Origin of the sequence: Streptomyces sp. SLBN-8D4, assembly GCF_049739545.1 — a bacterium.
Classification (GTDB): Bacteria; Actinomycetota; Actinomycetes; order Streptomycetales; family Streptomycetaceae; genus Streptomyces; species Streptomyces canus_C.
Genome location: NZ_JBMGQC010000001.1, coordinates 8,862,529 through 8,887,875, shown reverse-complemented (window position 1 = coordinate 8,887,875; position 25,347 = coordinate 8,862,529). Strand labels below are relative to the sequence as shown.

21 protein-coding genes are annotated in these 25,347 nt (G+C 72.2%); 8 read left to right on the top strand and 13 right to left on the bottom strand.

The window, feature by feature from the left end; all coding sequences use genetic code 11:
* Position 1: 1 nt before the first annotated feature.
* The 5 genes from RKD20_RS40285 to RKD20_RS40265 all read right to left on the bottom strand — a co-directional run bounded on the left by RKD20_RS40285 (position 2) and on the right by RKD20_RS40265 (position 9,375).
* Positions 2 to 2,440: a SpoIIE family protein phosphatase gene (locus tag RKD20_RS40285; protein ID WP_424882013.1), complete on the bottom strand. Its 2,439-nt coding sequence runs from the start codon at positions 2,438 to 2,440 to the stop codon at positions 2 to 4.
* Between the two features lie 144 nt (positions 2,441 to 2,584).
* The gene (locus RKD20_RS40280; RefSeq protein WP_424882012.1) at positions 2,585 to 5,791 is read right to left on the bottom strand and encodes an amidohydrolase family protein; all 3,207 of its coding nucleotides are present in this window, start codon (positions 5,789 to 5,791) and stop codon (positions 2,585 to 2,587) included.
* Between the two features lie 122 nt (positions 5,792 to 5,913).
* The gene (locus RKD20_RS40275) at positions 5,914 to 6,513 is read right to left on the bottom strand and encodes a hypothetical protein (RefSeq protein ID WP_424882011.1); all 600 of its coding nucleotides are present in this window, start codon (positions 6,511 to 6,513) and stop codon (positions 5,914 to 5,916) included.
* 156 nt (positions 6,514 to 6,669) lie between these two features.
* The gene (locus RKD20_RS40270; protein ID WP_424882010.1) at positions 6,670 to 7,998 is read right to left on the bottom strand and encodes an enolase C-terminal domain-like protein; all 1,329 of its coding nucleotides are present in this window, start codon (positions 7,996 to 7,998) and stop codon (positions 6,670 to 6,672) included.
* Positions 7,999 to 8,037: 39 nt separating this feature from the next.
* Positions 8,038 to 9,375: a gluconate:H+ symporter gene (locus RKD20_RS40265; RefSeq protein ID WP_424882009.1), complete on the bottom strand. Its 1,338-nt coding sequence runs from the start codon at positions 9,373 to 9,375 to the stop codon at positions 8,038 to 8,040.
* Between the two features lie 177 nt (positions 9,376 to 9,552).
* Between RKD20_RS40265 and RKD20_RS40260 the strand changes: the two genes are divergently transcribed.
* Complete coding sequence (locus tag RKD20_RS40260) at positions 9,553 to 10,329, top strand: IclR family transcriptional regulator (RefSeq protein WP_424882008.1); 777 nt, start codon at positions 9,553 to 9,555, stop codon at positions 10,327 to 10,329.
* A gap of 471 nt (positions 10,330 to 10,800) precedes the next feature.
* Here the strand turns inward: RKD20_RS40260 and RKD20_RS40255 are convergent, their stop codons facing one another.
* Entirely contained in the window at positions 10,801 to 11,727 is a 927-nt protein-coding gene (locus RKD20_RS40255; protein WP_424883433.1) for a helix-turn-helix domain-containing protein, read from the bottom strand.
* 305 nt (positions 11,728 to 12,032) lie between these two features.
* On the opposite strand from RKD20_RS40255, the gene RKD20_RS40250 reads away from it, so the two are divergent.
* Positions 12,033 to 13,247, top strand: a complete 1,215-nt coding sequence (locus RKD20_RS40250) for an MFS transporter (protein ID WP_424882007.1) — start codon at positions 12,033 to 12,035, stop codon at positions 13,245 to 13,247.
* A gap of 194 nt (positions 13,248 to 13,441) precedes the next feature.
* Here the strand turns inward: RKD20_RS40250 and RKD20_RS40245 are convergent, their stop codons facing one another.
* The gene (locus tag RKD20_RS40245) at positions 13,442 to 13,777 is read right to left on the bottom strand and encodes a hypothetical protein (RefSeq protein WP_424882006.1); all 336 of its coding nucleotides are present in this window, start codon (positions 13,775 to 13,777) and stop codon (positions 13,442 to 13,444) included.
* A gap of 119 nt (positions 13,778 to 13,896) precedes the next feature.
* Positions 13,897 to 14,592 carry a type 1 glutamine amidotransferase domain-containing protein gene (locus RKD20_RS40240; RefSeq protein WP_424882005.1) on the bottom strand — a complete coding sequence of 232 codons (696 nt, stop codon included), beginning with the start codon at positions 14,590 to 14,592 and terminating at the stop codon, positions 13,897 to 13,899.
* Between the two features lie 50 nt (positions 14,593 to 14,642).
* On the opposite strand from RKD20_RS40240, the gene RKD20_RS40235 reads away from it, so the two are divergent.
* Positions 14,643 to 15,593 carry a LysR family transcriptional regulator gene (locus RKD20_RS40235; protein ID WP_424882004.1) on the top strand — a complete coding sequence of 317 codons (951 nt, stop codon included), beginning with the start codon at positions 14,643 to 14,645 and terminating at the stop codon, positions 15,591 to 15,593.
* Between the two features lie 618 nt (positions 15,594 to 16,211).
* The gene (locus RKD20_RS40230) at positions 16,212 to 16,946 is read left to right on the top strand and encodes a maleylpyruvate isomerase family mycothiol-dependent enzyme (RefSeq protein ID WP_424882003.1); all 735 of its coding nucleotides are present in this window, start codon (positions 16,212 to 16,214) and stop codon (positions 16,944 to 16,946) included.
* On the opposite strand, the gene RKD20_RS40225 is transcribed toward RKD20_RS40230, so the two are convergent.
* Positions 16,943 to 17,326 (bottom strand): MarR family winged helix-turn-helix transcriptional regulator, encoded by a 384-nt coding sequence (locus tag RKD20_RS40225; RefSeq protein WP_020118276.1) that lies wholly within the window; start codon positions 17,324 to 17,326, stop codon positions 16,943 to 16,945. The two genes, RKD20_RS40230 and RKD20_RS40225, sit on opposite strands and share 4 nt — an antisense overlap.
* 86 nt (positions 17,327 to 17,412) lie before the next feature.
* On the opposite strand from RKD20_RS40225, the gene RKD20_RS40220 reads away from it, so the two are divergent.
* The gene (locus tag RKD20_RS40220; RefSeq protein WP_424882002.1) at positions 17,413 to 18,903 is read left to right on the top strand and encodes an MFS transporter; all 1,491 of its coding nucleotides are present in this window, start codon (positions 17,413 to 17,415) and stop codon (positions 18,901 to 18,903) included.
* A gap of 86 nt (positions 18,904 to 18,989) precedes the next feature.
* Positions 18,990 to 19,277, top strand: coding sequence for a DUF6332 family protein (locus RKD20_RS40215; RefSeq protein WP_424882001.1), 288 nt, complete (start codon positions 18,990 to 18,992; stop codon positions 19,275 to 19,277).
* On the opposite strand, the gene RKD20_RS40210 is transcribed toward RKD20_RS40215, so the two are convergent.
* The 3 genes from RKD20_RS40210 to RKD20_RS40200 form a co-directional block, all read right to left on the bottom strand.
* Positions 19,238 to 19,903: a response regulator gene (locus RKD20_RS40210; RefSeq protein WP_424882000.1), complete on the bottom strand. Its 666-nt coding sequence runs from the start codon at positions 19,901 to 19,903 to the stop codon at positions 19,238 to 19,240. The genes RKD20_RS40215 and RKD20_RS40210 overlap by 40 nt on opposite strands.
* Positions 19,900 to 21,138, bottom strand: coding sequence for a sensor histidine kinase (locus RKD20_RS40205; protein ID WP_424881999.1), 1,239 nt, complete (start codon positions 21,136 to 21,138; stop codon positions 19,900 to 19,902). The genes RKD20_RS40210 and RKD20_RS40205 overlap by 4 nt, the downstream gene beginning before the upstream one ends.
* Before the next feature lie 125 nt (positions 21,139 to 21,263).
* Entirely contained in the window at positions 21,264 to 21,956 is a 693-nt protein-coding gene (locus RKD20_RS40200) for a TetR/AcrR family transcriptional regulator (RefSeq protein WP_424881998.1), read from the bottom strand.
* A 133-nt stretch (positions 21,957 to 22,089) separates the two neighbouring features.
* Here RKD20_RS40200 and RKD20_RS40195 point away from each other — a divergent pair, with 133 nt between their 5' ends.
* Positions 22,090 to 22,539 carry a nitroreductase family deazaflavin-dependent oxidoreductase gene (locus RKD20_RS40195; protein ID WP_424881997.1) on the top strand — a complete coding sequence of 150 codons (450 nt, stop codon included), beginning with the start codon at positions 22,090 to 22,092 and terminating at the stop codon, positions 22,537 to 22,539.
* On the opposite strand, the gene RKD20_RS40190 is transcribed toward RKD20_RS40195, so the two are convergent.
* On the bottom strand, positions 22,529 to 23,812 hold the full coding sequence (locus RKD20_RS40190) for a geranylgeranyl reductase family protein (protein WP_424881996.1): 1,284 nt from the start codon (positions 23,810 to 23,812) through the stop codon (positions 22,529 to 22,531). The genes RKD20_RS40195 and RKD20_RS40190 overlap by 11 nt on opposite strands.
* A gap of 133 nt (positions 23,813 to 23,945) precedes the next feature.
* Between RKD20_RS40190 and RKD20_RS40185 the strand changes: the two genes are divergently transcribed.
* On the top strand, positions 23,946 to 25,301 hold the full coding sequence (locus RKD20_RS40185; RefSeq protein WP_424881995.1) for a dipeptidase: 1,356 nt from the start codon (positions 23,946 to 23,948) through the stop codon (positions 25,299 to 25,301).
* The last annotated feature ends 46 nt before the right edge of the window (positions 25,302 to 25,347 follow it).

Below are 25,347 nucleotides of genomic sequence, written 5' to 3'. Positions count from 1 at the left end.
GTCAGCCGGCCGGGAGGTACTGTTCGGCCCAGATGGTCTTGCCCAGGGGGCCCTGGCGGGTGCCCCAGCCCTGGGTGAGCTGGGCGACCATGTGCAGCCCGCGACCGCCTTCGTCGTAGGTGCGGGCGCGGCGCAGATGCGGGGCGGTGTTGCTGGCGTCGGAGACCTCGCAGATCAGGGTCCGGTCACGGATGAGCCGCAGGCCGATCGGTACGGCGCCGTAGCGGATGGCGTTGGTGACCAGTTCGCTCACCACCAGCTCGGTGACGAACGCCAGCTCCTCCAGTCCCCACGCGGTGAGCTGGCGGGTGACCTGGGCGCGGGCGTCGGCCACGACCGACGGGTCGGAGGGCAGCGACCAGGCGGCGACCTGGTCGGCGTGCAGGGCGCGGGTGCGGGCGAGGAGCAGGGCCACGTCGTCGTAGGGGGTCGCGGGCAGCAGGGCCCTCAGGACGGTGTCGCAGGTGGCTTCCAGCGAGGTGACGGGACCGGCCAGGGCCTCGCAGAGCCGGTCGAGCCCCAGGCCGACGTCACGCTCCCGCGCCTCGACCAGGCCGTCGGTGCAGAAGGCCAGCAGACTTCCCTCGGGCAGCTCCAGCTCGGTGCACTCGAAGGGCAGTCCGCCGACCCCGAGCAGCGGGCCCGGAGTCAGCTCGACCACGCGGGTCGTGCCGTCGGGGAGCAGCACGACGGGCGGGACGTGTCCGGCGCTGGCGAAGGTGCACACGCGGGACACCGGGTCGTAGACGGCGTAAAGACACGTGGCGCCGATCTCGCCGCTGACGAGGTAGGGCTCGTCCGGGTGGATGTCCTCCAGGTCCGTGGCGAGATGCGCGACCAGGTCGTCCAGGTGGGTGAGGAGTTCGTCCGGGGGCAGGTCGACGTCGGCGAGGGTGCGGACCGCGGTGCGCAGCCGGCCCATGGTGGCGGAGGCGTGGATGCCGTGGCCGACCACGTCCCCGACGACCAGGGCCACGCGGGTGCCGGACAGCGGCACGACGTCGAACCAGTCACCGCCGACGCCCGCGCCGGTTCCGGCGGGCAGATAGCGGTACGCCACCTCGACGGCCGCCTGTTTGGGCAGGTCCCGGGGCAGCAGGCTGCGCTGGAGCGTGAGGGCGTTGGTGCGTTCGCGGGTGTAGCGGCGCGCGTTGTCGACGCCGACCGCCGCCCGGCCGGCGAGCTCCTCGGCGAGGATCAGGTCGTCCGGTTCGAAGGGCGGGGAACCGTGGCTGCGGGTGAAGACCGCGACGCCGAGGGTGATGCCCCGGGCGCGCAGCGGGGTGGCCATGACGGAGTGGAACCCGTACTCCGCCACGCTGGCGGTGCGCCTCTCGTGTCCCGCGATCCAGGCGTCGAAGTCGGGGTCGTCCACGCCGCTGAGCACCGGTTTGCCGTCGGCCAGGCAGCGGGCGGGCGGTGAGAACGGCGGGTAGGTGTCCATGTCGCCGAGGTCGATGGCGGCCTCGGGCACGTCCTGCCCTTCGGCGGTGGACTGATGGGCGACCCTGCGCAGCACCACGGCCGCGTCGACCGGTCCCGGTACCGGCTCCTCGCCGCGCAGCACCGAGTCGAGCAGGTCCACGCTGACGAAGTCGGCGAGGCGGGGCACGGCGAGGTCGGCGAGCTCCTGGGCGGTGCGGGCCACGTTCAGGGTGGTGCCGATGAGGGTGCCGGCCTCCTGCAACAGGGCGAGCCGCTGCCGGGCCGCGTGCTGGTCACTGCTGTCGAACGCGGCGGTGCCCACCCCGACGACCTCACCGGTGCCGGGGTCGCGGACGGGCCACAGCTCGATGACCCAGGCACGGTGACGGGCCGAGCCGAGGAGGACGGCGGACGTGGTTCCGGGGCCGCAGGACGGCTCCGGGGCCAGACACTCGTAGTGCAGCGGGACACCTTCATCGGCGACCCGGCGCACAGACCGGAGGAAGCCTTCGTCGGCGAGGGCCGGGGCCCGCCGCTCACCGCCCGTCAGGGGAGCGCGCTCCCCGCCGCCCTGCGCGACCGCGTTGCGCCGCCATGCGCCGGACGCCGTGGCGTGGGTCGAGAGCGCGATCGAGGACTGGTCGAAGGCCCACTGCACCAGGGGCGGGCCGGGGTCCGGGGAGAGGGCCACGACGAAGGACCGGGCCCTGCCGTCGACGTCCAGCGAGGGCTGGGCGTGCAGGGTCGTGGTGACGCGGTGGCCGTCCCGATGCCGTACTGCCGCCGTGCCCCGCCATTCCTGGGAGCCGGTGAGGGAGAGCCCGGTCGCCTCGGGAGCTCCCGCACCGAGGAGCAGCTCGGTCGCGGGGCGCCCTACGACCTCCGGGGCGCGGTGGCCCAGCAGTCGTCGAGCGCCTTCGCTCCACCCTGTGACCACTCCGTCCAGGCCGAGGGTGACCGTCGCAACATCCGATGACCACTCGCTGTGACCGTTCCCTTGATCAAATGTGGCCATTCTTGCTCTATTCGCGCGGTGAGGTGCCTCACAGACCCAGCGTGCGCGCCGCACCGGAATCGGACAAGTCAGATCCGGTGTCCCGTGGGCGCGCAGGCGTCAGCCCGGTATCGCTGACTGCCTCTCCGTATCTCTCGGCATCTTTCACAGCGCGGTCCCCGGGTCGCAGCAGCCCTCACGGCGCAGCTGCCGGCTCACCTCGAGCCATTCCGCGTCGGCCGAGGCATCGGACGGCGCGCCGGAGGACGTGCCTGCGCGCCGCGCGGAGTCGAAGGCGTCCACGAGGTCCGTCTGCTCGAAGGGCACGCCCCCGCGCAGCACCGCCACCGTGCGGATCAGGGTGTCGAAGTCGGTGAAGGGATCACCGTCCACGACCGTGAGATCGGCGAGCTTGCCCTCCTCCAGTGTGCCCAGATCGGCGTCCGCGCCGAACACGCGGGCGGGCAGCACGGTGGCGGTGCGCAGGGTCTCGGCCGGCGAGAGCCCTCCGCGGTGCAGCGCCCGCAGGCCGAGGTGCAGATGCAGGCCGACCGGCACGAGCGGCTGGTCGGTGCCGAGCGCGACGAGCCCGCCCTCGGCCAGGATCCGCCGGTAGACGGCCAGCTCCCGGTCGAGCGTGGCCAGTTGGGCGGCAGTGGGCGGCTGCCCGGACTGCTGACGGACCAGGGCGGTGTCCCACGGCGGCATCAGGGTGGTCACCCGGCGGTCCGCGGCGAGCGCGGGGTCGGCGCCCAGCAGGGCGAGCGCCGTGAACGGGGTGGCGATCAGGTGGAAGCCCGCCTCGGTGTAGATCTCCTGGACGTCCTGGTGGGCGCGGCCCGTGGCGGAGGTGGCGTGCCCGGACTCCAGTCGCTGTGTGGCCTGCAGATGGGTCGTCAGGTCCTGTCCGAGCTGGACGCCCGGGGTGCAGAGGTGGCTGCCGCTGCGCACCCCGAGCCGTTCGTGCGCGAAGTCCGCGGCCTCCTTCATCACCCAGCCCGGGGCACGGACGTACGTCTTGACGAAGTCCCAGTCCAGCGCCGCTGCGCGCGCCAGCGAGCGCCGCAGACCCTCGGGGGTGCGGTGCGCGCGGCCCATGCTGTAGGCGACCCGGGCGCCGTCGAGCAGTTCGCCGGTGGCCAGCAGCCGCGGCCCGGCGAGGGCGCCCGCGGCGACGGCCTCGCGGATGCGGGCCTGCTCGTAGGCGAAGCCGCCCAGGGAGACGGCGGTCGTGATGCCGTAGGCGAGTTGGAGCGCGGTCTGCCGGCCGCCGTAGGTGCTCTGCCAGGGGTGGGTGTGCGCGTCCCACAACCCCGGTAGCACGGTGCGCTCGCTCGCGTTGAACCGGCGTGCGGACGGCCGCCCGGCGCGGTGCGGGGAGACCTCCGCGACCCGGCCGTCACGGATCAGGACGTCGACGTCCTCGCGGACGTCCGGTCCGGTGCCGTCCCAGAACCGGCCGGCGTGCACGAGGATGTCGGCGGGACGGGGACGCCGGTAGTCCAACGGCACCCTGACGGTACGGGCCTTGCCGCTGCGGACGTCGATCAGGCGCAGGACGCCCGCGGAGAGGTAGAGCAGGGTGCGGGCGTCGGCCGACCAGGACGGGTGGTCGGCGGCCTCGGTGGTGAGGCGGCGCGGTTTCCCGTCGGGGCTGCCGTCCGCGTGGACCGGGAGCAGCCACAGGGCGGACTCGGCGATGACGGCCATCCAGCGGCCGTCCGGCGACCAGACCGGGCCCGAGTCGTAGCGGTCGGACAGGGAGGTGTGCGGGGCGAGGGCGTGCAGGGCGGCGGTGCCGGTGGTGGTGTCCACGACCCGGATGAGGTTGTAGCCCTCGCGGAAGCGCTGGTTGAGCCGGTTGCGATCGCACAGGGCGATGTACCGTCCGTCGGGGGACCAGCTGGGACGGCCGGGCAGACCGCCCGCGCCGAGCGGGGCGGCGAGGGTGCGTTCGTCGCCGTCGGGCAGGTCGCGCACGACCAGGTTGCCGGACATGTCCAGGCAGGCCAGCCGGGTTCCGTCGGGCGAGAGCGCGGGGAAGACCCGGCCGCCGTCGGCGAGCACGGTCTCCTCGCCGGAGTCGAGGTCGCGGCGGCGCACGGCGAACAGTCCGTCCCGGTCGTCCGCGTAGAGGAGACCGGTGCCGTCGGGGGTCCAGGTCGGTCCCAGCACATAGCGTGTGCGCGGGACCTGATGGACCTTGCGGGGCGGGCGCCCGCCGGAAGTCCCGGCTGTCCAGAGGGAGTTGAGTGCGGCGAAGGCGACGCTGCGGCCGTCGGGCGAGAGCGCGGGCAGATGCAGGGAGCGCACGGGCCGGATGCCGGCGCCCTCGAAGTCGTACGCCTTGCCGCGGTAGCGGGGCCGGTCCACGGGCATCGCGGCCGTGAAGGGGATCTCCTCCCCCGCCGCGGGTGCCTCGGGGTCGAGGAGGCGGAAGTGGCCGTCCACCGCGATCAGGAGCCGTTCGCCGTCGGTCCAGCGGGGCGGGGCGGGCAGGAGGTCGCCGTCGACGGTGACGGGCGCGCCGTCCACGACGAGGGCGCAGGAGGCGGTGGGTGCGGGCGTGGTGCGCACATACGCGAGGCGGCCGTGCGGTGAGACGGCCGGGGTCATCAGCTGGGCGCCGGAGTCGTCGGTGTGCTCGACGGTGACCGGTCCCGAGCCGTCGCCGGCGACGGAGGCCACGGTGTCGGCGCGCAGGGTGCCCGAGGCGGTGACGGCCGCGCGCACGAACAGCACGCGCTCGCCGTCCGCCGACCAGGTGGGGTCGAAGTCCTCCCAGGCACCGCCCTGCGCCGGGCCCTGCTGTCCGGGGTGTCCGGTGAGCCGGGTCAGCGCTCCGGAGCGTACGTCGACGACCCAGACGCGGTACGGGCCGCCGGTCACGGTGTCGCCGCCGCGCTCGGAGGCGAACGCGATCCGGGTGCCGTCCGGCGACCAGGCGGGACCGCGGTCGTCCCAGGGCCCGTCGGTGAGCCGGCGTACCTCACCGCCGTCGGGCCGCAGCGTCCACAGGTGGAAGCCGCCGCCGCGGTAGGCGCACACGACGAGGCGGCTGCCGTCGGGCGAGAACTGCGGGCGGGTGGGTTCGAGGCCGGGCGGGGTGAGCGCGACGGCGGTGCCGCCGGTGCGCGGGATCGACCAGAGCACGTTCTGCACTTCGGCGACCAGCCGGTCGCCGGCCGGGGAGAGCGTTGCGGAACCGCCGGTGGCGGCTGTGAGGGTGAGGGTGGCCGGTTGGGAGGGGGCGGCCGCAGCGGGTGGACCGACCACCGCGACGGCGGTGGCGGTGACGCCGGCGGCCTGGAGGAATCTGCGGCGGGAGAGCGGGCCGGTCCAGGAAGGGTCGGGTGTGCCGTGGACGTCCAAGGGTGCCTCCGGTGCGCGTGGGTGGTGCCGGACGACAAGGCCCTTCCCCTCAGGGGCGGGCCCTGCGCCCGAACACCGTGTCCGGGAGCGGTTTTTCGCCCCCGGACATCAACCCCCTCAGATCACAGACCGTCACGCACCATCGCGGCGACGATCCGCACGTGGCGGTCGGCCGCCGTACTGGAGAACTCGTTCTCGTAGTTGAGGCCGTAGGGCCAGAAGTGCCCGCCGCCGGTGGACAACTTGGCCGAGGAGCCGTCGTACTGCCGCACGAGGGCGGTCGCCTGAGCACCCGTCCAGGTACCGCTGCCGCCCAGTGCGGACCAGCCCGCGCTCGTGCCCACGCCGATGGTGTGGGCGATCTCGTGCAGCGCGGTGCGCTCGGTCATGTAACTGCGGTTGCTGCCGAAGCGGATGGTTCCGTTGAGGTTGCCGTCCGCGGTGGGCACGCTCGGGTCGTAGCGGACGGTGATGGACTTCCCCAGATCGCTGAGGTTGTTGTAGCGGGCCACCGCGGCGTTCATGGCCGAAGTGATCTGGGTGTACGCCGACTGCTGGTCCGCGGTGGGGCTGCTCGCCCGCTCCAGGGTCCAGGTGATGGTGGCCGCCGCGACCTGCTCGTGGGGTGCGGGCGCGGCGGCCGCGGCGGCCTGTGCGATGCCGGGGCCGGCCAGGAGCCCGGCGGCGAGCGCGGCGGCGACCGCGGCCTTTCGTGGGTTCATGTGGGGGTCCTCTTGTGGGGGGTGGATCCCGTGGGGGGAAAGTCGAGGCATGAACTGGAAAGCGCTTTCCGAAGCGTCCCGGATGCTAATGAGTTGTCTTGACCATGTCAATGATTCCGGCATCCGGCGACGCCTCTCGACCCTCGCCCGTCCCGCTCAGCGCACGAGACAGGGGCGCTTGGCGTCGAAGGCCCAGTCCTTGATCAAGTACCGCATCCCCGCGGCATCGTCACGGCCCGCCGAGGCCACCTTCGCGTGCAGGTCCTCGGCCGCCTGGAGCCGATCGCGGTCCAGCCGGACCCCGAGGCCGGGCGTGTCGGGGACGGCGACTTCGCCACCGGTGATCCGAGGCGGTTCGACGGTGAGCCGCTCCATGCCCTCCTGCCAGATCCAGTGGGTGTCGAGGGCGTTGTACTCACCCGGGGCGGCGGCACCGCAGTGCGTCATCATCGCCAGCGAGATGTCGAAGTGGTTGTTGGAGTGGCAGCCCCAGGTCAGGCCCATCGCGTGGCACAACTGGGCGACCCTGACCGAGCCCTGCATGGTCCAGAAGTGCGGGTCGGCGAGCGGGATGGACACCGACTGCAGGGCAAGGGCGTGAGTCAGCTGCCGCCAGTCCGTGGCGATCATGTTGGTCGCGGTGGGCAGCCCGGTGGCCCGGCGGAACTCCGCGAGGATCTCCCGGCCGGAGTAACCGCCTTCCGCACCGCAGGGATCCTCGGCGTAGGCGAGCGTGCCGACGAGCGGACGGCACAGTTCGACCGCCTCGCGCAGGGACCAGGCGCCGTTCGGATCGAGGGTGATCCGAGCCTCGGGGAACCGCTCCTTGAGGGCGTGTACGGCCTTCACCTCCTCGCTGCCCGGCAGGACACCGCCCTTGAGCTTGAAGTCGCGGAAGCCGTAGTGGTCGTAGGTGGCCTCGGCCTGGCGGACGATCGCCTCGGGGGTCAGCGCCTCCTCGCGCCGGACGCGGTACCAGTCGACGTCCGCGCCGGGCTCGCGGACGTAGTCGAGGTCGGTGCGGTCCGGGTCGCCGACGTAGAAGAGATAGCCCAGGACCCTTACGGCAGACCGCTGTTGACCGTCGCCGAGCAGCGCGGCAACCGGGACGTCGAGGTGCTGTCCGAGCAGGTCGAGAAGCGCCGACTCAACGGCGGTGACCGCGTGCACGGTCGTGCGGAGATCGAAGGTCTGGGCGCCGCGGCCACCCGAGTCGCGGTCGGCGAAGCTGTCGTGGATCGCGCGCAGGACGCGTTTGTAGTCGCCGACGCGGGCACCGACGACCAGGCTCTCGGCGTCGCGGAGGGTCCGGGTGATGCCGTCGCCGCCCGGCACCTCCCCGAGGCCGGTGCGCCCCTCGGAGTCCTCCAGGACCACGATGTTGCGGGTGAAGTACGGGGCGTGGGCGCCGGAGAGGTTCAGGAGCATGGAGTCCCGGCCGGCCACCGGGTGGACGGAGAACTTCGTGACGACGGGCTGGCTCATGCGGGGCGGAGTCCTTCCGGAGAGGTGGGGGATCAGGGGTCAGACCTTCAGGGCGTCCAGTACCTGTTCCAGGACCAGTACACCGCCGAGGCCCAGGATCGCGAGGACCGTCGTATAGGTGGTGCGTGCCTTGATCGCGTCGATGACGGACAGGTTGAAGTACTCCTTGAACATCCAGAATCCCGGGTCGTTGACGTGCGAGAAGGCGATCGACCCGCAGGAGACCGCGAGCACCATGACCTCGGCGTGGACCCCACCGCCCGCGAGCAGGGGCAGCGCCACGCCGGAGGCGGTGACGACGGCGACGGTCGCGGAACCCAGGGCCACGCGGAGAATGGCCGCGATCAGCCAGGCCAGGATGATGGGCGAGATGGACCAGCCCTCGGACGCGTCCTTGATGTAGTCGGATATCCCGCCCTCGACCAGGACGTTCTTGAAGGCGCCGCCCGCTCCGATGACCAGCAGGATCATCGCCATGGCCTGGGCCGCCTCCCGGCACGAGGTGCTGACCTCCGCCAGGCTGCGTCCCATCCGCGGCCCGAACACCCACACCGCGACGAGCAGGGTGAGCAGCAGGGCGATGGGCGCGGAGCCGATGAACGCGACGAAGTGCAGTCCGGCACTGTCCCCCGAGGTGGCCAGGTCGGTCACCGCGGCACCGGCGATCAGCACGACGGGCAGCAGGGCCACCGCCAGCGACCAGCCCATGCCCGGCATCTCCTCCTCCTCGAAGACCCGTTCGCTGACCAGGCCCTTGGGGATCTCGGGGTTCATCCGCCGGACGAACGGCAGGCGCGGCCACAGCAGCGCGATGAACGCGCCGACCGGGACGGCGATGAACAGGCCGTAGAACAGGGTGAGTCCGACGGAGGCGTGGAAGGTGGCCGCGACGGCCGTGGGGCCGGGGTGGGGCGGCAGGAAGCTGTGCATGGTGGACAGGGCGATCGACATCGGCAGCCCCACCCAGAGCAGGTTGACCCGGGTGACCCGGACGAGGGTGAAGGCGACCGGCACGATGATCACGAAGGCGACCTCGTAGAACATCGTGACGCCGATGAGCATCGCGGACAGCACCATGGCGACCTGCACCCAGCGCGGTCCGCACACGTCGAGGAGCTTGCCGGCGATGCGTTGGGCGGCGCCGGAGTCCCCCATCACGCGGCCCACCATGGCACCGAGCCCGATGGTGAGCATGGTGTCGCCGATCTGGTCCCCGATCCCCTCGGAGAGCACGTCCGGAATGTCCTCGAGGCCGATGCCCCGGACCAGCGCGACCCCCACGGCGACCAGCAGGAGGGCGGCGAAGCCGTTCAGTTTCAGCTTCGTCATCAGAAAGAGCAGGACCAGGACGCTGATCCCGACCACCACGAGCGGCATGTGTCAGTTCTCCCTTGAACTGGCAGGGCGGTGAGGAGAGTTCACCGGGCACTCCGCGAAGTCATCCCGCTGAATACGATCCTCATACAAAGACATCGTCTACATATGGGGACGGAGGCTAGATGCATGAATCGCCAACGGTCAATGGGTCTGCGTGAATCGCTTTACGATCGGCCCATGTCGCAGCGCCCAGGCGTACCCGAGGTCAAGTCGGCGGTCCGCACCGTCGCGGTGCTCGAACTGCTCGCCGCCCGGGGCGAACGGCCCGCGAGGTTGCGCGAACTCTCCGAGGCACTGGGCGTCCCCCGGAGCAGCATGTACGCCCTCCTCCAGACCCTCGTGGAGTGCGGCTGGGTCCGCACCGACGCGACCGGATCCCTCTACAGCGTCGGGATCCGCGCCCTGCTCACCGGCACGAGTTATCTGGACAGCGATCTGCGCGTCCGCGCGGTACGGCCGTATCTCGACGAGGCGTCCGACGCACTCGGCGAGACCATCCACCTCGCGCGGCTGGACGGTTCGGACGTCGTCTACCTCGCCACCCGGGAGTCGCACGAGTACCTGCGCACGATCAGCCGCGTGGGCCGGCGGGTGCCCGCGCACGCCGGGGCACTCGGGAAGGCACTGCTCGCGGAGCGCGCCGACGACGAACTCCCGCTCGGCGACGAGCCGTTGAGCGCCTTCACGGCCGGCACGCACACCAGCCGAGCCACCCTGCTGGCCGATCTCGCCGAGGTGCGGGCGCGCGGTTACTCGATCGAACGGGAGGAGACGGTCGCCGGGATCGCCGGGATCGGGTTCGCCCTGCGCTACGAGACACCTGCCGTCGACGCGATCAGCTGCTCGGTGCCGGTGTCGCGGCTCACGGGGGACCACGAGGGGCGCATCGTGGCCGTGATGCGGGAGATGCGCTCGAAGATCGAGTCGGCGGTGCTGCTGCACGGCCAGGGGTGAGGGTGGGGGCGCCTCGGACCGGGCGATGTGTCCATGCGGTCGCCCACCACGGACCATGGGCAGTTCTCACACCGTCGGCGCCTTGCTCCATTGAGCCGCACGGCGCAGAGCGGACGAACTCCTGTGCAGCCGTACGCCGTTGACGACCGATCCGGTTCCCGAGTCGACGAGGACGGATCGGCCGCGGCCGGCGCTCCCTGCGGCCTCGACGCATGCCCGGGCCGGTCGGACGGTCCCCCGCGCCATCCGACCGGCCGTCGTCGGCTCCCTGCTCCCTGCTCCAGAGAAACCCCACGGCACAGAGCCCACGAACTCCTGTGCAGCCGCACGCCGTTGACAACCGATCCCGTGCCCGATCCGCCAGAGACACCCCGGCCGAGGCCGGCACCCCTGCAGCCTCGACGCATGCCCAGGCCGGTCGGACGGTCCCCCGCGCCATCCGACCGGCCGTCGGTGGTGCCAGCGGGGACGTTATCGGCCCGCCACTGTCGCGGTCTTGGAAGAATTTGCACTCCCGGACAGAGCCATCGCCCCCTCCACCCGGCGCGCGGCCACCATCCGCCCCGGCGTGGTCCCGGCGATGGCCCGGAACTCGCGGTTGAGGTGCGCCTGGTCGTAGAAGCCGCAGGCCGTGGAGACCTCGGTCAGACTCGCGGTCCCGCGACCGAGCAACGCCACGGCGTGGCGGAAGCGCAGCACCCGGGCGGACGCCTTGGGGGCGAGCCCGATCTGCTGGGTGAACCGCCGGGTCAAGTACCCCTGGCTCCAGCCCACTTCGGCGGCGATCCGGGCGATCGGGATCGCCCCCGCGCTCCCGGAGAGCAGGTGCCATGCCTGCGCCACCTCGGGCGTGGGCAGCGGGCCGTACTCGAGCCGGGTGAGCAGCGCCTCGTCCAGCAGGTCGAATCGGGCGGCCCAGTCCGGCGCGGCCGCCATCCGCTCCACCAGCACGCCGGCCCCTGGCCCCAGAACATCCCGTATCTCGACGGCCAGGTTCGTCAACTCGCTCATCGGCATGCCGAACAGCCGATACGCGCCCAGTGGCGTGAACTCCACCCGGATCGCCTCCTGGCCTCCGGGATGCGTACATATCGCCGGCCGGTCCTCAAGCCCCACCACGAGCGACCCGATACGCCCGCTGCCCCCGCCCCGCACACCCAGCCGCAGCACCTGCGAGAACGGCTCCGCGAGACTGATCAACACGGTCGCCCGCCCGGTCGGCACCAGTCGGGCCTCGTACGGGGTGGCCACCGCTTCCCAGTAGCCGACGTAGCTGCGTAAGTACGGCCGTAACCCCGGATGCCAGGGCCTTGTCACCCGCCACAGCCCGCCGAGCCTCGCGATCTCAACCGCATTCGCATTCGCACTCGCACCCGCACCCGCACCCGCACCCGCCATGCCATCACGTACGCCAAGAACCACCTGGAGCGCTCCTCCCACCCACAAGGAACCGCCCTGAGCCAACCACCTGGCAGCCCCGTGTCATCCAGCATCCAACGCCATCGCGCCCGACTCACCAGTAACGCAGTGAAATTGGCATGCAGACGGGTGCAGATCTGATGGCGGTGACCGAAGAGCCCGTCCACCGCGCACCACCGACGCAGGTGCCGGTGAGGCCTCCGCACGAGAAGTCCGCTCACCCGAACACCCTTGCCGACAATCGAGCACACACCTACGCTGACTTTGTGCCGCTTATAAACAAAATGCGAACACGCATAACCGTGCCGGACAACTCCCTCACCCGACTCCGTATCGCCCTCACCGTCTTCTTCGCCCTCGACGGCTTCGTCTTCGCCGGGTGGGTCGTCCGCATCCCCGCGATCAAGGAACAGACCGGCGCCTCAGCCAGCGCCCTCGGCCTCGCCCTCCTCGGTGTCTCGGCCGGCGCGGTGATCACCATGATGCTCACGGGACGGCTGTGCCGCCGCTACGGCACCCACCGGGTCACCGTCGTCTGCGCCGTCCTGCTCTCCCTCAGCGTCGCCCTGCCGCCGCTGACCCACTCCGCGCCGGCACTCGGCGCCGTGCTGCTGGTCTTCGGTGCCGCGTACGGCAGCATCAACGTCGCGTTCAACAGTGCCGCCGTCGATCTGGTGGGCGTGCTGCGGCGGCCCATCATGCCCAGCTTCCACGCGGCCTTCAGCCTGGGCGGAATGCTCGGTGCCGGGCTCGGCGGGCTGGTCGCCGGCGGCCTGTCCCCCACATGGCACCTGTTCGGTCTCACCGTGATCGGACTGCTGGTCACGGCCGTCGCGGGCCGCACCCTGCTGCGGATCGAGCCCCCGACGCCCCCGACGCCCACGCAGGACAAGCCGGAGCAGAGGTCCGCACCCCACCTCTCGGGCAACCCCGCCCCAGCCCCCGCCCCTCCCCGCACCCGCGGCCTGGTCGTCACCTTCGGCCTGATCGCCCTGTGCACGGCCTACGGCGAGGGGGCCCTGGCCGACTGGAGCGCCCTGCATCTGGAGCACGACCTGGACGCCACTCCGGGTGTCGCGGCGGTCGGTTACTCGTGTTTCGCGCTGGCCATGACCATCGGCAGGCTGACCGGCACCAGGCTGCTCGAACGACTCGGCCAGACCCGTACGCTCGTGGGCGGCGGCACGACCGCCGCGCTCGGCATGCTGCTCGGCGCCCTCGCCCCCTCCGTCTGGGCGGCACTGCTCGGCTTCATGATCACAGGGCTCGGCCTGGCCAACCTCTTCCCGGTCGCGGTCGAGCGTGCGGGCAGGCTGGCCGGGCCCGACGGGGTCGCCATCGCCTCCACCCTCGGCTACGGCGGCATGCTCCTCGGTCCGCCCGCCATCGGCTTCATGGCCGACTGGTTCTCCCTCCCCGCCGCCCTCACCAGTGTCGCGCTACTCGCCGCCACCGCCGCGGCCATCGCAGCGCTGACCCGACGTGCGGCAGCGGGCTGACCACGGCCGGGCCGGCCCAAGATCTGGTGCCTGGTGCCTGGTGCCTGGTACCTGGTGCCTGGTGCCTGGTACCTGGTACCTGGTGCCTGGTACCTGGTACCTGGTGCCTGGTACCTGGTGCCTGGTGCCTGGTGCACTCTCCGGGATTCGACAGGCCAGGCAGGCCCATCCGGAGCACTCCGGATCACGCCGGTTCACTCGGGATGGGCCACCGCTTCCTTCTGCAACTGCACGGCCGCCAACAGGCTCAGCCCGGGCTCCGCCTTGCGCAGTGCCCGCACCGCCGCGACCGAGGCGATGTCACCCGTGAAGCCGACGGCGGCCAGCCGTGAGCGGACCCAGCGGGCGCGCAGCACGGTCTCGTTGGCCGCGGCGGTGGACTCGACGAGCGCCACGGCGCGTTCCAGCCCAGGGCGCTCCTCGGGCGAAGCTTCGTCCAGCGCTTGGCGCAGGGCGGCCCCGACGACGTCCGAGTCCCGGACGAGCAGCACGAAGTTGTGTTTCTTGTTCAGTCCCGCGATTCCCGGCATGCGGAACATCGTGGCGGTCATGTTCCGTGTGCGACAAGCGACTTGAGGAGCCTCAGAGACTCGGCCCCGCTCGACCCCGCCCGGCCGCCCACCGCTCCGTCACGCACGGGGCGTGACGCTCAGCCCAGCTTCTTCAGCAGTTCGACGGCGAGCGGCGCCGAGGACGCCGGGTTCTGCCCGGTCACCAGGTTGCCGTCGACGATCACATGCGGAGCCCACGGCTCGGCCACCTCGACCTGGACGCCGGCCTCGGTGAGCCGGTCCTGGAGCAGCCACTTCGCCTTGTCGGCGAGGCCGGCCTGGGTCTCCTCGGCGTTGGTGAAGGCGGCCACACGGCGGCCCGCGAACACGTTGGAACCGTCCGCCCTGGTGGCGGCGAGCAGTGCGGCCGGGGCGTGGCAGACGACTCCGAGGGGCTTGCCGCTCTCCAGTGCGCGGGTGAGCAGTCGGCCGGAGTCAGCGTCGACCGCGAGGTCCTCCATCGGCCCGTGGCCGCCGGGGTAGAAGACGGCCGCGTAGTCGTCGAGGTTCACCTCGTCCAGTCGTACCGGGTGCTGGAGTTCGGTGGCCGAGGTGAGCACCCCGGCGATACGGTCGGCGTTCTCCTGCCCGCCGTTGACCTCGGCCGCGAGGCTGCCCTTGTCCACGGTCGGCACGACCCCGCCCGGGGTGGCCACGACGATCTCGTGGCCCGCGGCCTTGAAGGCCTCGTAGGGGGCGACGGCCTCCTCGGCCCAGAAGCCGGTCGGGTGCTGGGTGCCGTCGGCCAGGGTCCACTGGTCGGCACCGGTCATCACAAAGAGGATCTTCGACATGGTGAAACCGTAGTCCTGCCCTGCTATAGAAATCCAATAGGCTCACGCATATGAGGGATAGGAACACCAATGGCTCCGAGGATGCGAGGCCGGGGCCGCCCGTCGGCGCGCCGCTCGACCTGAACCTGCTGCGGACCTTCCTGAGCGTGTACCGCACCGGCTCCTTCACCGCCGGGGCCCGTCTCCTCGGTCTGTCCCAGCCCACGGTCACCACGCAGATCCGCACTCTGGAACGGCAGCTGGGCCGGGAGCTGTTCGAGCGCCGGGCGCGGGGGGTGAACCCGGCGCCGTACGCGGACGAGCTCGCCGCCCGGATCGTGCAGCCCCTGGACTCGCTCGCCACGGTGGCGGGGCCCGCCGGGAGCACGGAGGACGGCCCGGCCGAGCCGGTGCACCTCGCCGGCCCGGCCGAGCTGCTGTCCCGGTGCGTCCTGCCCGGGCTCGCGCCCCTGGTGGACACAGGGCTACGACTGCGCATCACACCGGGTCTGACCGAACCGCTCCTGGACGACCTGCGGGCGGGCCGCCACGACCTGGTGATCGCCACGTACCGGCCACGCGGCCGCACGCTCACGGCCCTGCCGCTCAACGACGAGGAGTTCGTCCTGGTCGCCGCCCCCGCCTTGGCCCGGCGGATCGGCGCACCGGAACACCTCGCGGCCGCGCTGCACGTCGTCCCGCTCGTCGCCTACGCCGAGGACCTGCCGATCGTGCGCCGCTACTGGCGGCACGTCTTCGGCCGCCGCCTGGTACGGCAGCCCGCTCTCACCATGCCCGACCTGAACGGCGTGAAGGCCGCGGTGGTCGGGGGAACCGGATTCACCGTGCTCCCCCGCTACCTGTGCACCGAGGAGCTGACGTCGGGCGCACTGGTCCTGCTGCACGACCCCGCCGACCCGCCCATCAACACCGGCTTCCTGGTGCAACGCCCCGGCACCTCCGGCAACCCCCACGTGGCCCTGGTCCGCGACCACCTACTGCAGGCCGCCCGCGACTGGTAGACGGGCGGGGGCAGTGGCCGGGGGCGGGGCCGGTGACCGGGCCGGCGGCGGGGCAGGGTCTGCGGCCGGGCAGAGCTGGGAGAGGGGTGAGGTCCGCAGCCGTGCGCGATGGCCAGGCAGAGTTGGTGGCCGAGCCGGGTCCATGTCCGCGCGCCGTAGCCGGGCAGAACCGGTGGACGGGCAGGACCCGTGGTCGGGCAGAGCCGGTAGCCGGGCAGAGTCCCTGGCCGGGCGCGAGGTCGGTGGCCGGGCGCGAGGGCTGAACGGTGTCACTGGTGGCGGGCAGGGTCAGCGGCCGCACACAGTGGCCAGGCAGAGCCAAAGACCGGGCAGGCTCCGCAGCCACCCACCGCGGACGAGCAGAGCCAGAGACCAGGCAGGCTCCGCAGCCACCCACGGCAGACGGACGGGGCCGGTGACCAGACAGGGTCCGCAGCCACACACGGTGGCCAGGCAGAGCCAGAGACCAGGCAGGCTCCACAGCCACACACGACGGCCGGAGGGACCGGCGGCCAGGCAAGGTCGCCGCGCGGAGCCCCTGCCCGGGCGGGTCCGTGCTCGCCGCAGGGGCAGTCGCCGCAGGTTCAGCCGCCCGGCCTCGTCAGGCACACTCCCTTCATGGAGACAGCCGAGTTCATCCGGATCCTGGACCGTGAAGGCCAGTCGCTCGCGGCGGCGGCCGAGCAGGCCGGCCCCGACGCCAAGGTGCCGACCTGCCCGCAGTGGCAGGTGCGGGACCTGCTGCGGCACACGGGCACGGTGCACCGCTGGGCGAGGGCGTTCGTGGCCGAGGAGCTGACCGAATTCCGTCCCTTCCCCGACGAACCCGCCCTCGACGGGGAGGAGTTGCTCGGCTGGTTCCGCACCGGCCACCGCCTCCTGGTCGACACCCTGGACTCCGCCGCACCCGACGTCCGGTGCTGGCACTTCCTGCCCGCCCCCTCACCGCTCGCCTTCTGGGCCCGGCGGCAGGCCCACGAGACGGCGGTGCACCGCTTCGACGCCGAGGCGGCGCGCGGCGGCACCCCCGAGGAACCCGGGCGGGACTTCGCGGCCGACGGCATCGACGAGTTGCTGCGCGGCTTCCACGCCCGCGCGAAGAGCCGGCTCCGCAGCACCGAGCCCCGGGTGCTGCGGGTGCGGGCCGGCGACACGGACGGTGCCGTGTGGACCGTACGACTGACCGAGGAGCCGCCCGCGACCGAGCCCGGCGAGGCGGGGGACGCCGACTGCGAGGTGTCAGGGCCCGCCGCGCGGCTGTATCTCGCGCTGTGGAACCGGCTGCCGTTCCCGCGGGTGACCGGAGACGGGTCGGTCGCCGGGCTGTGGCGGGAGAAGTCCGCCGTGGGCTAGGAGGAGGGCTCCAACATCCGGGTGAGGACCGCGCGTTGCACCGGCAGGGCGTCACGGTGCAGCGCGCGCCCCTTGGACGTGAGCGAGACGCGTACGCCCCGCCGGTCCTCCGCGCACATCCCGCGTTCGACGAGTCCGTCCTTCTCCAGCCGGGCGATCAGCCGCGACAGCGCGCTCTGACTCAGGTGGACCCGCTCGGAGATCTCCTGCACACGGTAGGCGCAGCCGCCGTCGGCGAGGACGTCCAGCACCTCGAAGTCGCTGGCACACAGGCCGTGTTGATGGAGAGCGCGGTCCAGTTCGCACTGCGTGCGCGCGTGCAGCGCGAGGATGTCCCGCCACTGCTCCGCGAGTGCCCGCTCGGGCTTCTTCGCCACCATGCGCGGCACCGTAGCAGAGAAGACGAATTATTGCATCGGAATTAAATGTGCTTGCATTCAATGCATGCGCATGTAATGTCTTCGCCATGACCTCTCCGCTCACCACCCCCGCGGACCCGTCCTCAGCGGTCCGCTGGACACCCAGGCTCTGGGGCACCCTGCTGGTGCTGTGCGCCGCGATGTTCCTGGACGCCCTCGACGTCTCGATGGTCGGCGTCGCGCTCCCGTCCATCGGCGCCGACCTGGGCCTTTCCACCTCGACGCTGCAATGGATCGTCAGCGGCTACATCCTCGGCTACGGCGGTCTCCTGCTCCTGGGCGGCCGGGCCGCCGACCTGCTGGGCCGGCGCCAGGTCTTCCTGGTGGCCCTCGGAGTCTTCGCGGTCGCCTCGCTCCTCGGCGGCCTGGTCGACTCGGGCCCGCTGCTGATCGCCAGCCGTTTCATCAAGGGCCTCAGCGCCGCCTTCACCGCACCCGCGGGCCTGTCCATCATCACCACGACCTTCGCCGAAGGCCCCCTGCGCAACCGCGCGTTGTCCATCTACACCACCTGCGGCGCCACCGGCTACTCAATGGGCCTGGTCTTCTCGGGCCTGCTCACGGAGGCCAGTTGGCGCTACACCATGCTGCTGCCCGCCCCCGTCGCCCTGCTCGCCCTCGTCGTCGGCCTGCGGCTGCTGCCGCGCAGTGAGCGCGAGCAGAGCACCGGCGGCTACGACATCCCCGGCGCCGTCCTCGGGACCGCCTCGATGCTGCTGCTCGTGTTCACCGTGGTCCAGGCACCGGCAGCGGGGTGGGGTTCGGCCCGCACGCTCCTCTCCTTCGTCGCCGTGCTCGCCCTGCTGGCCGCCTTCGTGGCCGTCGAGCGGCGCAGCCCGAGCCCGCTGATCCGGCTCGGCGTGCTCCGCTCGGGACCCCAAGTGCGGGCCCAGTTGGGTGCGTTGACATTCCTCGGCAGCTACATGGGCTTCCAGTTCCTGGTGACCTTCTATATGCAGCAACTGCTCGGCTGGTCGGCGCTGCACACCGCGCTGGCCTTCCTCCCGGCGGGTGCGCTCGTGGCCCTGTCCGCCACCAAGGTGGGCACCGTCATCGACCGGTTCGGCACCCCCCGGCTGATCGTGGCGGGCTTCGCGCTGATGGTCGTCGGCTATCTGCTGTTCCTGCGCATCGACCTCGACCCGGTCTACGCGGCGGTGATCCTGCCGACCATGCTGCTGGTCGGCGCCGCCTTCGCGCTGACCTTCCCGTCGCTCAACGTCCAGGCCACCAACGGCGTGGACGAGCACGAGCAGGGCATGGTCTCGGGCCTGCTCAACACCTCGGTCCAGGTGGGCGGCGCGCTGTTCCTCGCGGTGGTGACGGCGGTCCTGACGGCGAACGCCCCCGGGGAGGGCGCGTCCCCGCAGGCCGTGCTCGACAGCTACCTGCCCGCCCTGACGGTGGTCACCGGGATCGCGGTCCTGGGTCTGCTGATCTCGCTCACCGGCCTGCGCGTCCGGCGCCGGCAGGAGAGCGTGGTCGTCGCCAAGTCCACCTCCCTGGAGGAGACGGAGCGCGTGGTCGTCCACGACTAGCGCGCACCGGGGGACGCCTCCTCCGACACCGGGTGCCCGGCGGAGCCTGCTTGCTCCGCCGGACACCCGGCTGTGAGACTCGGAGGATGGAGACGTACGGGGGACGCCGGAACCAGGCGGAGCGGGATGCCGTCACCGTCGAGACCGGATACGCGCTGTGCAGCGCGCTGTTCGCGGCGGCGGTGCTGTTCGGGGCGGTGGCGGGACCGGCGCTGCTGTTCGAACTGCCGGGAACCGTCGAGAAGTTGCTGCTGCGGGTCGGGCTCACGATCGCCCCCGTGGTCTTCGTCGCCCGGGTGATCAGTGTGCTGGTGCGCTTCCGGCGGGAGCGGCCTCAGCCCAGCCAGCCAGGCCGCACCAACCCCGACTCGTAGGCAAGGACCACCAGTTGGGCGCGGTCGCGGGCGCCGAGCTTGACCATCGTGCGGCTGACGTGGGTCTTGGCGGTGAGCGGGCTGACGACCAGACGGCGGGCGATCTCCTCGTTGGACAGGCCGATGCCGACCAGGGCCATCACCTCCCGTTCCCGCTCGGTGAGTCCGGCGAGGGCGCCTTCGGCCTCGGGCTCCTTGGAGCGGGCCGCGAACTCGGCGATGAGACGGCGGGTGACCCCCGGCGAGAGGAGCGCGTCGCCGTCGACCACGGCCCGCACGGCGCGCAGGAGTTCCTCCGGTTCGGTGTCCTTGACCAGGAAGCCGGAGGCGCCGGAGCGGATCGCCTCGAAGACGTACTCGTCGAGCTCGAAGGTGGTCAGCATGACCACCTTCACGTCCTTCAGGGCGGTGTCCTCGGTGATGCGCCGGGTCGCGGCGAGCCCGTCGAGCAGCGGCATCCGGATGTCCATCAGGACGATGTCCGGCCGCAGTTCGCGCACCTTGCGCAGCGCCGTCTCACCGTCCGGGGCCTCCCCCGCCACCTCGATGTCCGGCTGCGCGTCGAGCAGGGCCCGGAAACCGGCCCGCACGAGTGACTGGTCGTCGGCGAGCAGTACGCGGATCACCGGTCGCCCTCCTTGGCCCTCACCTTGAGCGGCAGTACGGCGAGCACCCGGAACCCGCCCTCGGGACGCTGCCCCGCCTCGATCGTGCCACCGAGTGCGGCGGCCCGCTCCCGCATTCCGGCCAGACCGTTGCCGCTGCCGCCCGCGTCGGCACCGGTCGGGGGCCCGTCGTCGTCGATACGGAGCCGTAGCGCGTCGGTGTCGTGATCGAGCCGCACGCGCGCGTGCCGCGATCCCGAGTGCCGTACGACATTGGTGAGCGCCTCCTGGACGATGCGGAAGGCGGCGAGGTCCGCGCCGGGCGGGAGCCCCGGCGCCGTTCCTTCCACCTCGACCGTGAGGCCCGCGCCGGCCGCCTGGGACACCAGCTCGGGCAGCCGGTCGAGGCCCGGAGCGGGGGCGCGCGGCGCGTCTCCGGGGGTGCGCAGGGTGTCGAGCACCTGGCGGACCTCGCCGAGCGCCTCCTTGCTGGCGGCCTTGATGGTGGTGAGCGCGGTACGGGCCTGTTCGGGGTCGGTGTCGAGGAGGGCGAGGCCGACGCCGGCCTGGACGTTGATGACGGAGATGCTGTGGGCGAGGACGTCGTGCAGCTCGCGCGCGATCCGCAGCCGCTCCTCGTCGGCGCGGCGCTGTGCGGCCCGGGCCCGCTCGGCCCGCTCCCGGGCCCACTGCTCGCGGCGGGTCCGGGCCAGCTCCGAGACGGCGACGATGGCGACGACCCAGGCGGCGATCACGCCCTCCTGCCCCCAGGGGGCGGCCGAGTCCTTGGACGGCGGCAGCCACCGGTAGAGCCAGTGGGCCACCAGGACGTGCCCGGCCCACAGCATCCCCAGCGCGGCCCAGGCGGCCTTGCGGTGTCCGGCCACGACGGCGCTGAAGCAGGCGAGGGCGACAGGGAGGAACACGGGCCCGTAGGGATATCCGGCCCCGAGGTACAGCATCGCGGCAGCCGCCGTACCGAAGACGACGAGCACGGGCCGGCGGTGCCGCCACAGCAGGAGCCCGGAGCCGATCACCAGCAGCGCCCGCGCGAACGGATCGAGCGCGGCCCGCTCGCCGACCTGCTGATGGGCCGCGTAGTTCGACCCGCCGAGCACGAAGAACGTGATCAGGAGGGTGGACGGCCACGGCCACCGGGCGCCCTGCCCTTCGCCGCCGGCACCGCGCCACCACGGCGGCCCGTGCCGCCACCGGCGCGGCGAACCTCCCCCGCGCACGTCCTGCTCACCGTCCATGACAGTCACGCTAAACGCCCCGGCCGGGCCAGGACGTCCCCCGAGCGTGGTGATCACGCCTACTCCCGGCGAAGTACGTCGGCGGCAGCGGGACCCGGTGTGGTCACGGCCTCGCCGGACACTCCCTACCGGAGCCCCACGCCTCGCCCCAGCTGCCGCACCGCATGCCGGAAGAACGGTTCCCGCTCCTGCACCACCCGGTGGAACTGGCCGAAGAGTTCGAAGCCGACCAGGCCGAAGAGCTGGGCCCAGGCCGCCGCCAGAGCCGCGGCCGCCGGGGCCGGGAGGTCCGGGGCGAGGTCGGCGGCGATGCGGTCGGCCTCGGCGCGCAGGTCTTCGGGCACTGCGGGCAGCTCCGCCAGGCCGCCCGGACCGCCGTGGGCGTCGCGGACGATGCCGATCAGGAGGAGGCCGACGCGGGCGGCGGGCGGGACGGTGGTCTGCGGTGCGGTGTAGCCGGGGACGGGAGAGCCGTAGATCAGGGCGTACTCGTGCGGATGGCCGAGCGCCCAGCGGCGGACGGCTTCGCACACCGCGACCCAGCGCTCCTGCGGGGCCGCCTGCGCGACAGGCTCGTGCGCCCGTTCCGCGCTCTCTCCCAGGGAGTCGTACGCGTCGATGATCAGCGCGGTGAGCAGGTCGTCACGGCTCGGGAAGTAACGGTACAGCGCCGAGGAGACCATCCCCAGCTCACGTGCGACGGCCCGCAGCGAGAGCTTCGCCGCGCCCTCCGCCGCGAGCTGCCGGCGCGCCTCGTCCTTGATGGCGGCGGTGACTTCGATCCGGGCACGGGCCCGGGCTCCTTGTGCGGTGCTCATACGGATCAGTGTTCCACAGACGCGAGAGCAGTGCACACAATCGAGAGCACTGCTCTTGCTTTAGGTAGCCGATCCGTGCAGACTGGTACCACCGAAAGCGAGAGCACCGCTCTCTCAAACAATGGGGGTCCTCGTGTCCACGCACGTCCAGAAGCCCGGCTGGTTCACGGTCAACGTCTTCAACCGCATGGTGGCCTGGCTCACCCGCCGTGGCCTCAGCGTCTGGGGTTCCCGTGTCCTGGCGGTCCGCGGCCGCAAGAGCGGAGAGTGGCGGACCACCCCGGTGAACCTGCTGACGGTGGACGGCCGGCAGTACCTGGTGGCTCCGCGCGGCCATGTCCAGTGGACGCACAACATGCGCGCGGCCGGCGGCGGCGAACTGCACCTCGGCAAACGCGTGGAGGCCTTCACCGCGACCGAGGTGGGCGACGACGACAAGGTCCCGCTCCTGCGCGCCTACCTCAAGCGCTGGAAGGCCGAGGTCGGCGTCTTCTTCAACGGGGTCGGCCCGGACTCCCCCGACGCCGACCTGCGCCGCATCGCGCCCGACCACCCCGTCTTCCGCATCACGGTCAAGAGCTGACCTCCCCGCCCTCGGGGGCCCCGGCGGGACGCGGGTCCAGCGCGGCCAGCGCCCGCTGGGCCATCGGCCGGCCCCGGACGAGCTCGCCCAGCGAGGTCGCGCCCTGGGTGATCTCCCGGAACGCGTTCCACGCGGGCCGGAAACCCGTCAGCGCCGCGTGGAACAGGCCGGGGCGGCGCTCGAACGCGGTCAGCATCCGCTTGCCGACGCTCATCTCGACACCGAGCCCCGCCTTGACGGCGAACGCGTAGTTCAGCGCCTGGCGCCGGGTGTCCACCGCGTCATGGGCCTCCGCGATCCGCACCGCCCACTCCCCCGCGAGCCGCCCCGAACGCAGTGCGAAGGAGATGCCCTCGCGGGTCCACGGCTCCAGGAGCCCCGCCGCGTCACCGCACACCAGGACCCGCCCGCGCGAGAGCGGCGAGTCGTCGGCACGGCAGCGGGTCAGGTGGCCGGAGGAGATGCTCGGTTCGAACCCGGCGAGGCCGAGCCGCCCGATGAAGTCCTCCAGGTACCGCTTGGTGGCCGCACCTTCACCCCGCGCGGAGATCACCCCGACCGTCAGGGTGTCCCCCTTGGGGAAGACCCAGCCGTAACTGCCGGGCATCGGGCCCCAGTCGATGAGCACCCGCCCCTTCCAGTCCTCGGCGACGGTCTCCGGCACCGGGATCTCCGCCTCCAGGCCGAGATCCACCTGGTCGAGCTTCACCCCGACATGCGCGCCTATCCGGCTGGCGCTGCCGTCGGCCCCGACGACCGCCCGCGCGAGCACCGTCGCGCCGCCCTGGAGGAGCACGGCGACCGTACGCCGGTCGGGCACCGCCGAACCGTGCTGCTCGACGCGCTGCACGGTGACACCGGTGCGCAGCTCGGCGCCCGCCTTCTGGGCGTGCTCGACGAGCTGCTGGTCGAACTCGGGCCGGTTGATCAGCCCGAACAGCATCTGCCTGGAGCGCCGGGTCCGCGTGAAGCGGCCGTTGTTCGAGAAGGTGACCGCGTGCACCCGGTCCCGGAACGGCAGCTCGAAGCCGGGCGGCAACGCGTCCCGCGAGGGACCGATGATGCCGCCGCCGCAGGTCTTGTAGCGCGGCAGCTCGGCCTTCTCCAGCAGCAGCACGCGCCGTCCCGCGACCGCCGCCGCATAGGCGGCCGAGGCGCCCGCGGGTCCCGCGCCCACCACGACGACGTCCCACACCCGCTGCGCGTCGTCCTGCACGCCGTCCTGCACGCCGTCCGCCGAAGAGTCGTCCGCGGAAGAGTTCTCGCTGCTCACGATGGTCTGCTGCTCCCGATCAAGCCGTTGCCGCACCTGTCTCCCGCATCCTACGGCGGGGCCGCCCACAGACCACTGTGGGAGGATCTACGGCACTCACAGGTACAACGTCGCACCCACAAGGAGCGTGCCCATGTCGTCGAATCCGGTCGCCGAGACCGTCGCCTCGCTGATGCCGAGCGCACGGGCGGAGCTCGCCGAACTGGTGGCGTTCAAGTCGGTGGCGGACTTCGACCAGTTCCCGAAGAGCGAGAGCGAGGCCGCCGCCCGCTGGGTCGCGGACGCGCTCACCGCCGAGGGATTCCAGGACGTGGCCCCGCTCGACACCCCGGACGGCACCCAGTCCGTGTACGGCTACCTGCCCGGCCCGGAGGGCGCGAAGACCGTCCTCCTGTACGCCCACTACGACGTGCAGCCTCCGCTGGACGAGGCCGGCTGGACGACCCCGCCCTTCGAGCTCACCGAGCGCGACGGCCGCTGGTACGGGCGCGGGGCCGCCGACTGCAAGGGCGGTGTGATCATGCACCTGCTCGCGCTGCGCGCCCTCAAGGCGAACGGCGGGGTGCCGGTCCACGTCAAGTTCATCGCCGAGGGCTCGGAGGAGCAGGGCACCGGGGGCCTTGAGCGGTACGCCGAGGAACATCCCGCCCTTCTGGAGGCGGACACCGTCGTCATCGGCGACGCGGGCAACTTCCGCGTCGGCCTGCCGACGGTCACCGCCACCCTGCGCGGCATGACCATGATGCGCGTGCAGGTCGACACCCTCGCGGGCAACCTCCACTCGGGCCAGTTCGGCGGCGCCGCCCCGGACGCGCTGGCCGCGCTGATCCGGGTACTGGACTCGCTGCGCGGGAAGGACGGCACGACCACGATCGACGGGCTCACGCCGGACGCGTCCTGGGACGGCCTCCAGTACGACGAGGAGCAGTTCCGGGCGGACGCCAAGGTCCTGGACGGCGTGGAGCTGATCGGTGACGGCACGGTCGCCGACCGCATCTGGGCCCGCCCGGCCGTGACGGTCCTCGGCATCGACTGCCCGCCGGTCGTCGGCGCCACCCCGTCCGTGCAGGCGAGCGCCCGCGCACTGGTCAGCCTGCGGGTGCCGCCGGGCATCGACGCGGCCGAGGCGACCAAGCTGCTCCAGGCGCACCTGGAGAGGCACACGCCGTGGGGTGCGCGGGTGCGCACCGAGCAGATCGGCCAGGGCCAGCCGTTCCGCGCGGACACGACCAGTCCGGCGTACGCGGCGATGGCCGAGGCGATGACGGTGGCCTACCCGGGCCAGGAGATGCAGTACGCCGGTCAGGGTGGCTCCATCCCCCTGTGCAACACCCTCGCGGCGCTCTACCCGCACGCCGAGATCCTCCTCATCGGCCTGAGCGAGCCGGAGGCCCAGATCCACGCCGTGAACGAGAGCGTCTCCCCGGAGGAGCTGGAGCGCCTGTCGGTGGCCGAGGCCCTGTTCCTGCGCAACTACGCGGCGAGCTGATCCGACGGCTCTGCTGTCGGCAGAAGGCCCTCGTCCCCGGACGGGG

What these genes read in the sequence shown, in the direction of transcription:
- RKD20_RS40230 (WP_424882003.1), top strand. Translation starts at nt 16,212, where the DNA reads ATGGAGACAGCCGAGTTCATCCGGATCCTGGACCGTGAAGGCCAGTCG.
- RKD20_RS40265 (WP_424882009.1), bottom strand. Translation starts at nt 9,375, where the DNA reads ATGCCGCTCGTGGTGGTCGGGATCAGCGTCCTGGTCCTGCTCTTTCTG.
- RKD20_RS40205 (WP_424881999.1), bottom strand. Translation starts at nt 21,138, where the DNA reads ATGGACGGTGAGCAGGACGTGCGCGGGGGAGGTTCGCCGCGCCGGTGG.
- RKD20_RS40240 (WP_424882005.1), bottom strand. Translation starts at nt 14,592, where the DNA reads ATGTCGAAGATCCTCTTTGTGATGACCGGTGCCGACCAGTGGACCCTG.
- RKD20_RS40285 (WP_424882013.1), bottom strand. Translation starts at nt 2,440, where the DNA reads ATGGCCACATTTGATCAAGGGAACGGTCACAGCGAGTGGTCATCGGAT.
- RKD20_RS40250 (WP_424882007.1), top strand. Translation starts at nt 12,033, where the DNA reads ATGCGAACACGCATAACCGTGCCGGACAACTCCCTCACCCGACTCCGT.
- RKD20_RS40245 (WP_424882006.1), bottom strand. Translation starts at nt 13,777, where the DNA reads ATGCCGGGAATCGCGGGACTGAACAAGAAACACAACTTCGTGCTGCTC.
- RKD20_RS40225 (WP_020118276.1), bottom strand. Translation starts at nt 17,326, where the DNA reads ATGGTGGCGAAGAAGCCCGAGCGGGCACTCGCGGAGCAGTGGCGGGAC.
- RKD20_RS40255 (WP_424883433.1), bottom strand. Translation starts at nt 11,727, where the DNA reads ATGGCGGGTGCGGGTGCGGGTGCGGGTGCGAGTGCGAATGCGAATGCG.
- RKD20_RS40215 (WP_424882001.1), top strand. Translation starts at nt 18,990, where the DNA reads ATGGAGACGTACGGGGGACGCCGGAACCAGGCGGAGCGGGATGCCGTC.
- RKD20_RS40270 (WP_424882010.1), bottom strand. Translation starts at nt 7,998, where the DNA reads ATGAGCCAGCCCGTCGTCACGAAGTTCTCCGTCCACCCGGTGGCCGGC.
- RKD20_RS40275 (WP_424882011.1), bottom strand. Translation starts at nt 6,513, where the DNA reads ATGAACCCACGAAAGGCCGCGGTCGCCGCCGCGCTCGCCGCCGGGCTC.
- RKD20_RS40260 (WP_424882008.1), top strand. Translation starts at nt 9,553, where the DNA reads ATGTCGCAGCGCCCAGGCGTACCCGAGGTCAAGTCGGCGGTCCGCACC.
- RKD20_RS40235 (WP_424882004.1), top strand. Translation starts at nt 14,643, where the DNA reads ATGAGGGATAGGAACACCAATGGCTCCGAGGATGCGAGGCCGGGGCCG.
- RKD20_RS40220 (WP_424882002.1), top strand. Translation starts at nt 17,413, where the DNA reads ATGACCTCTCCGCTCACCACCCCCGCGGACCCGTCCTCAGCGGTCCGC.
- RKD20_RS40185 (WP_424881995.1), top strand. Translation starts at nt 23,946, where the DNA reads ATGTCGTCGAATCCGGTCGCCGAGACCGTCGCCTCGCTGATGCCGAGC.
- RKD20_RS40200 (WP_424881998.1), bottom strand. Translation starts at nt 21,956, where the DNA reads ATGAGCACCGCACAAGGAGCCCGGGCCCGTGCCCGGATCGAAGTCACC.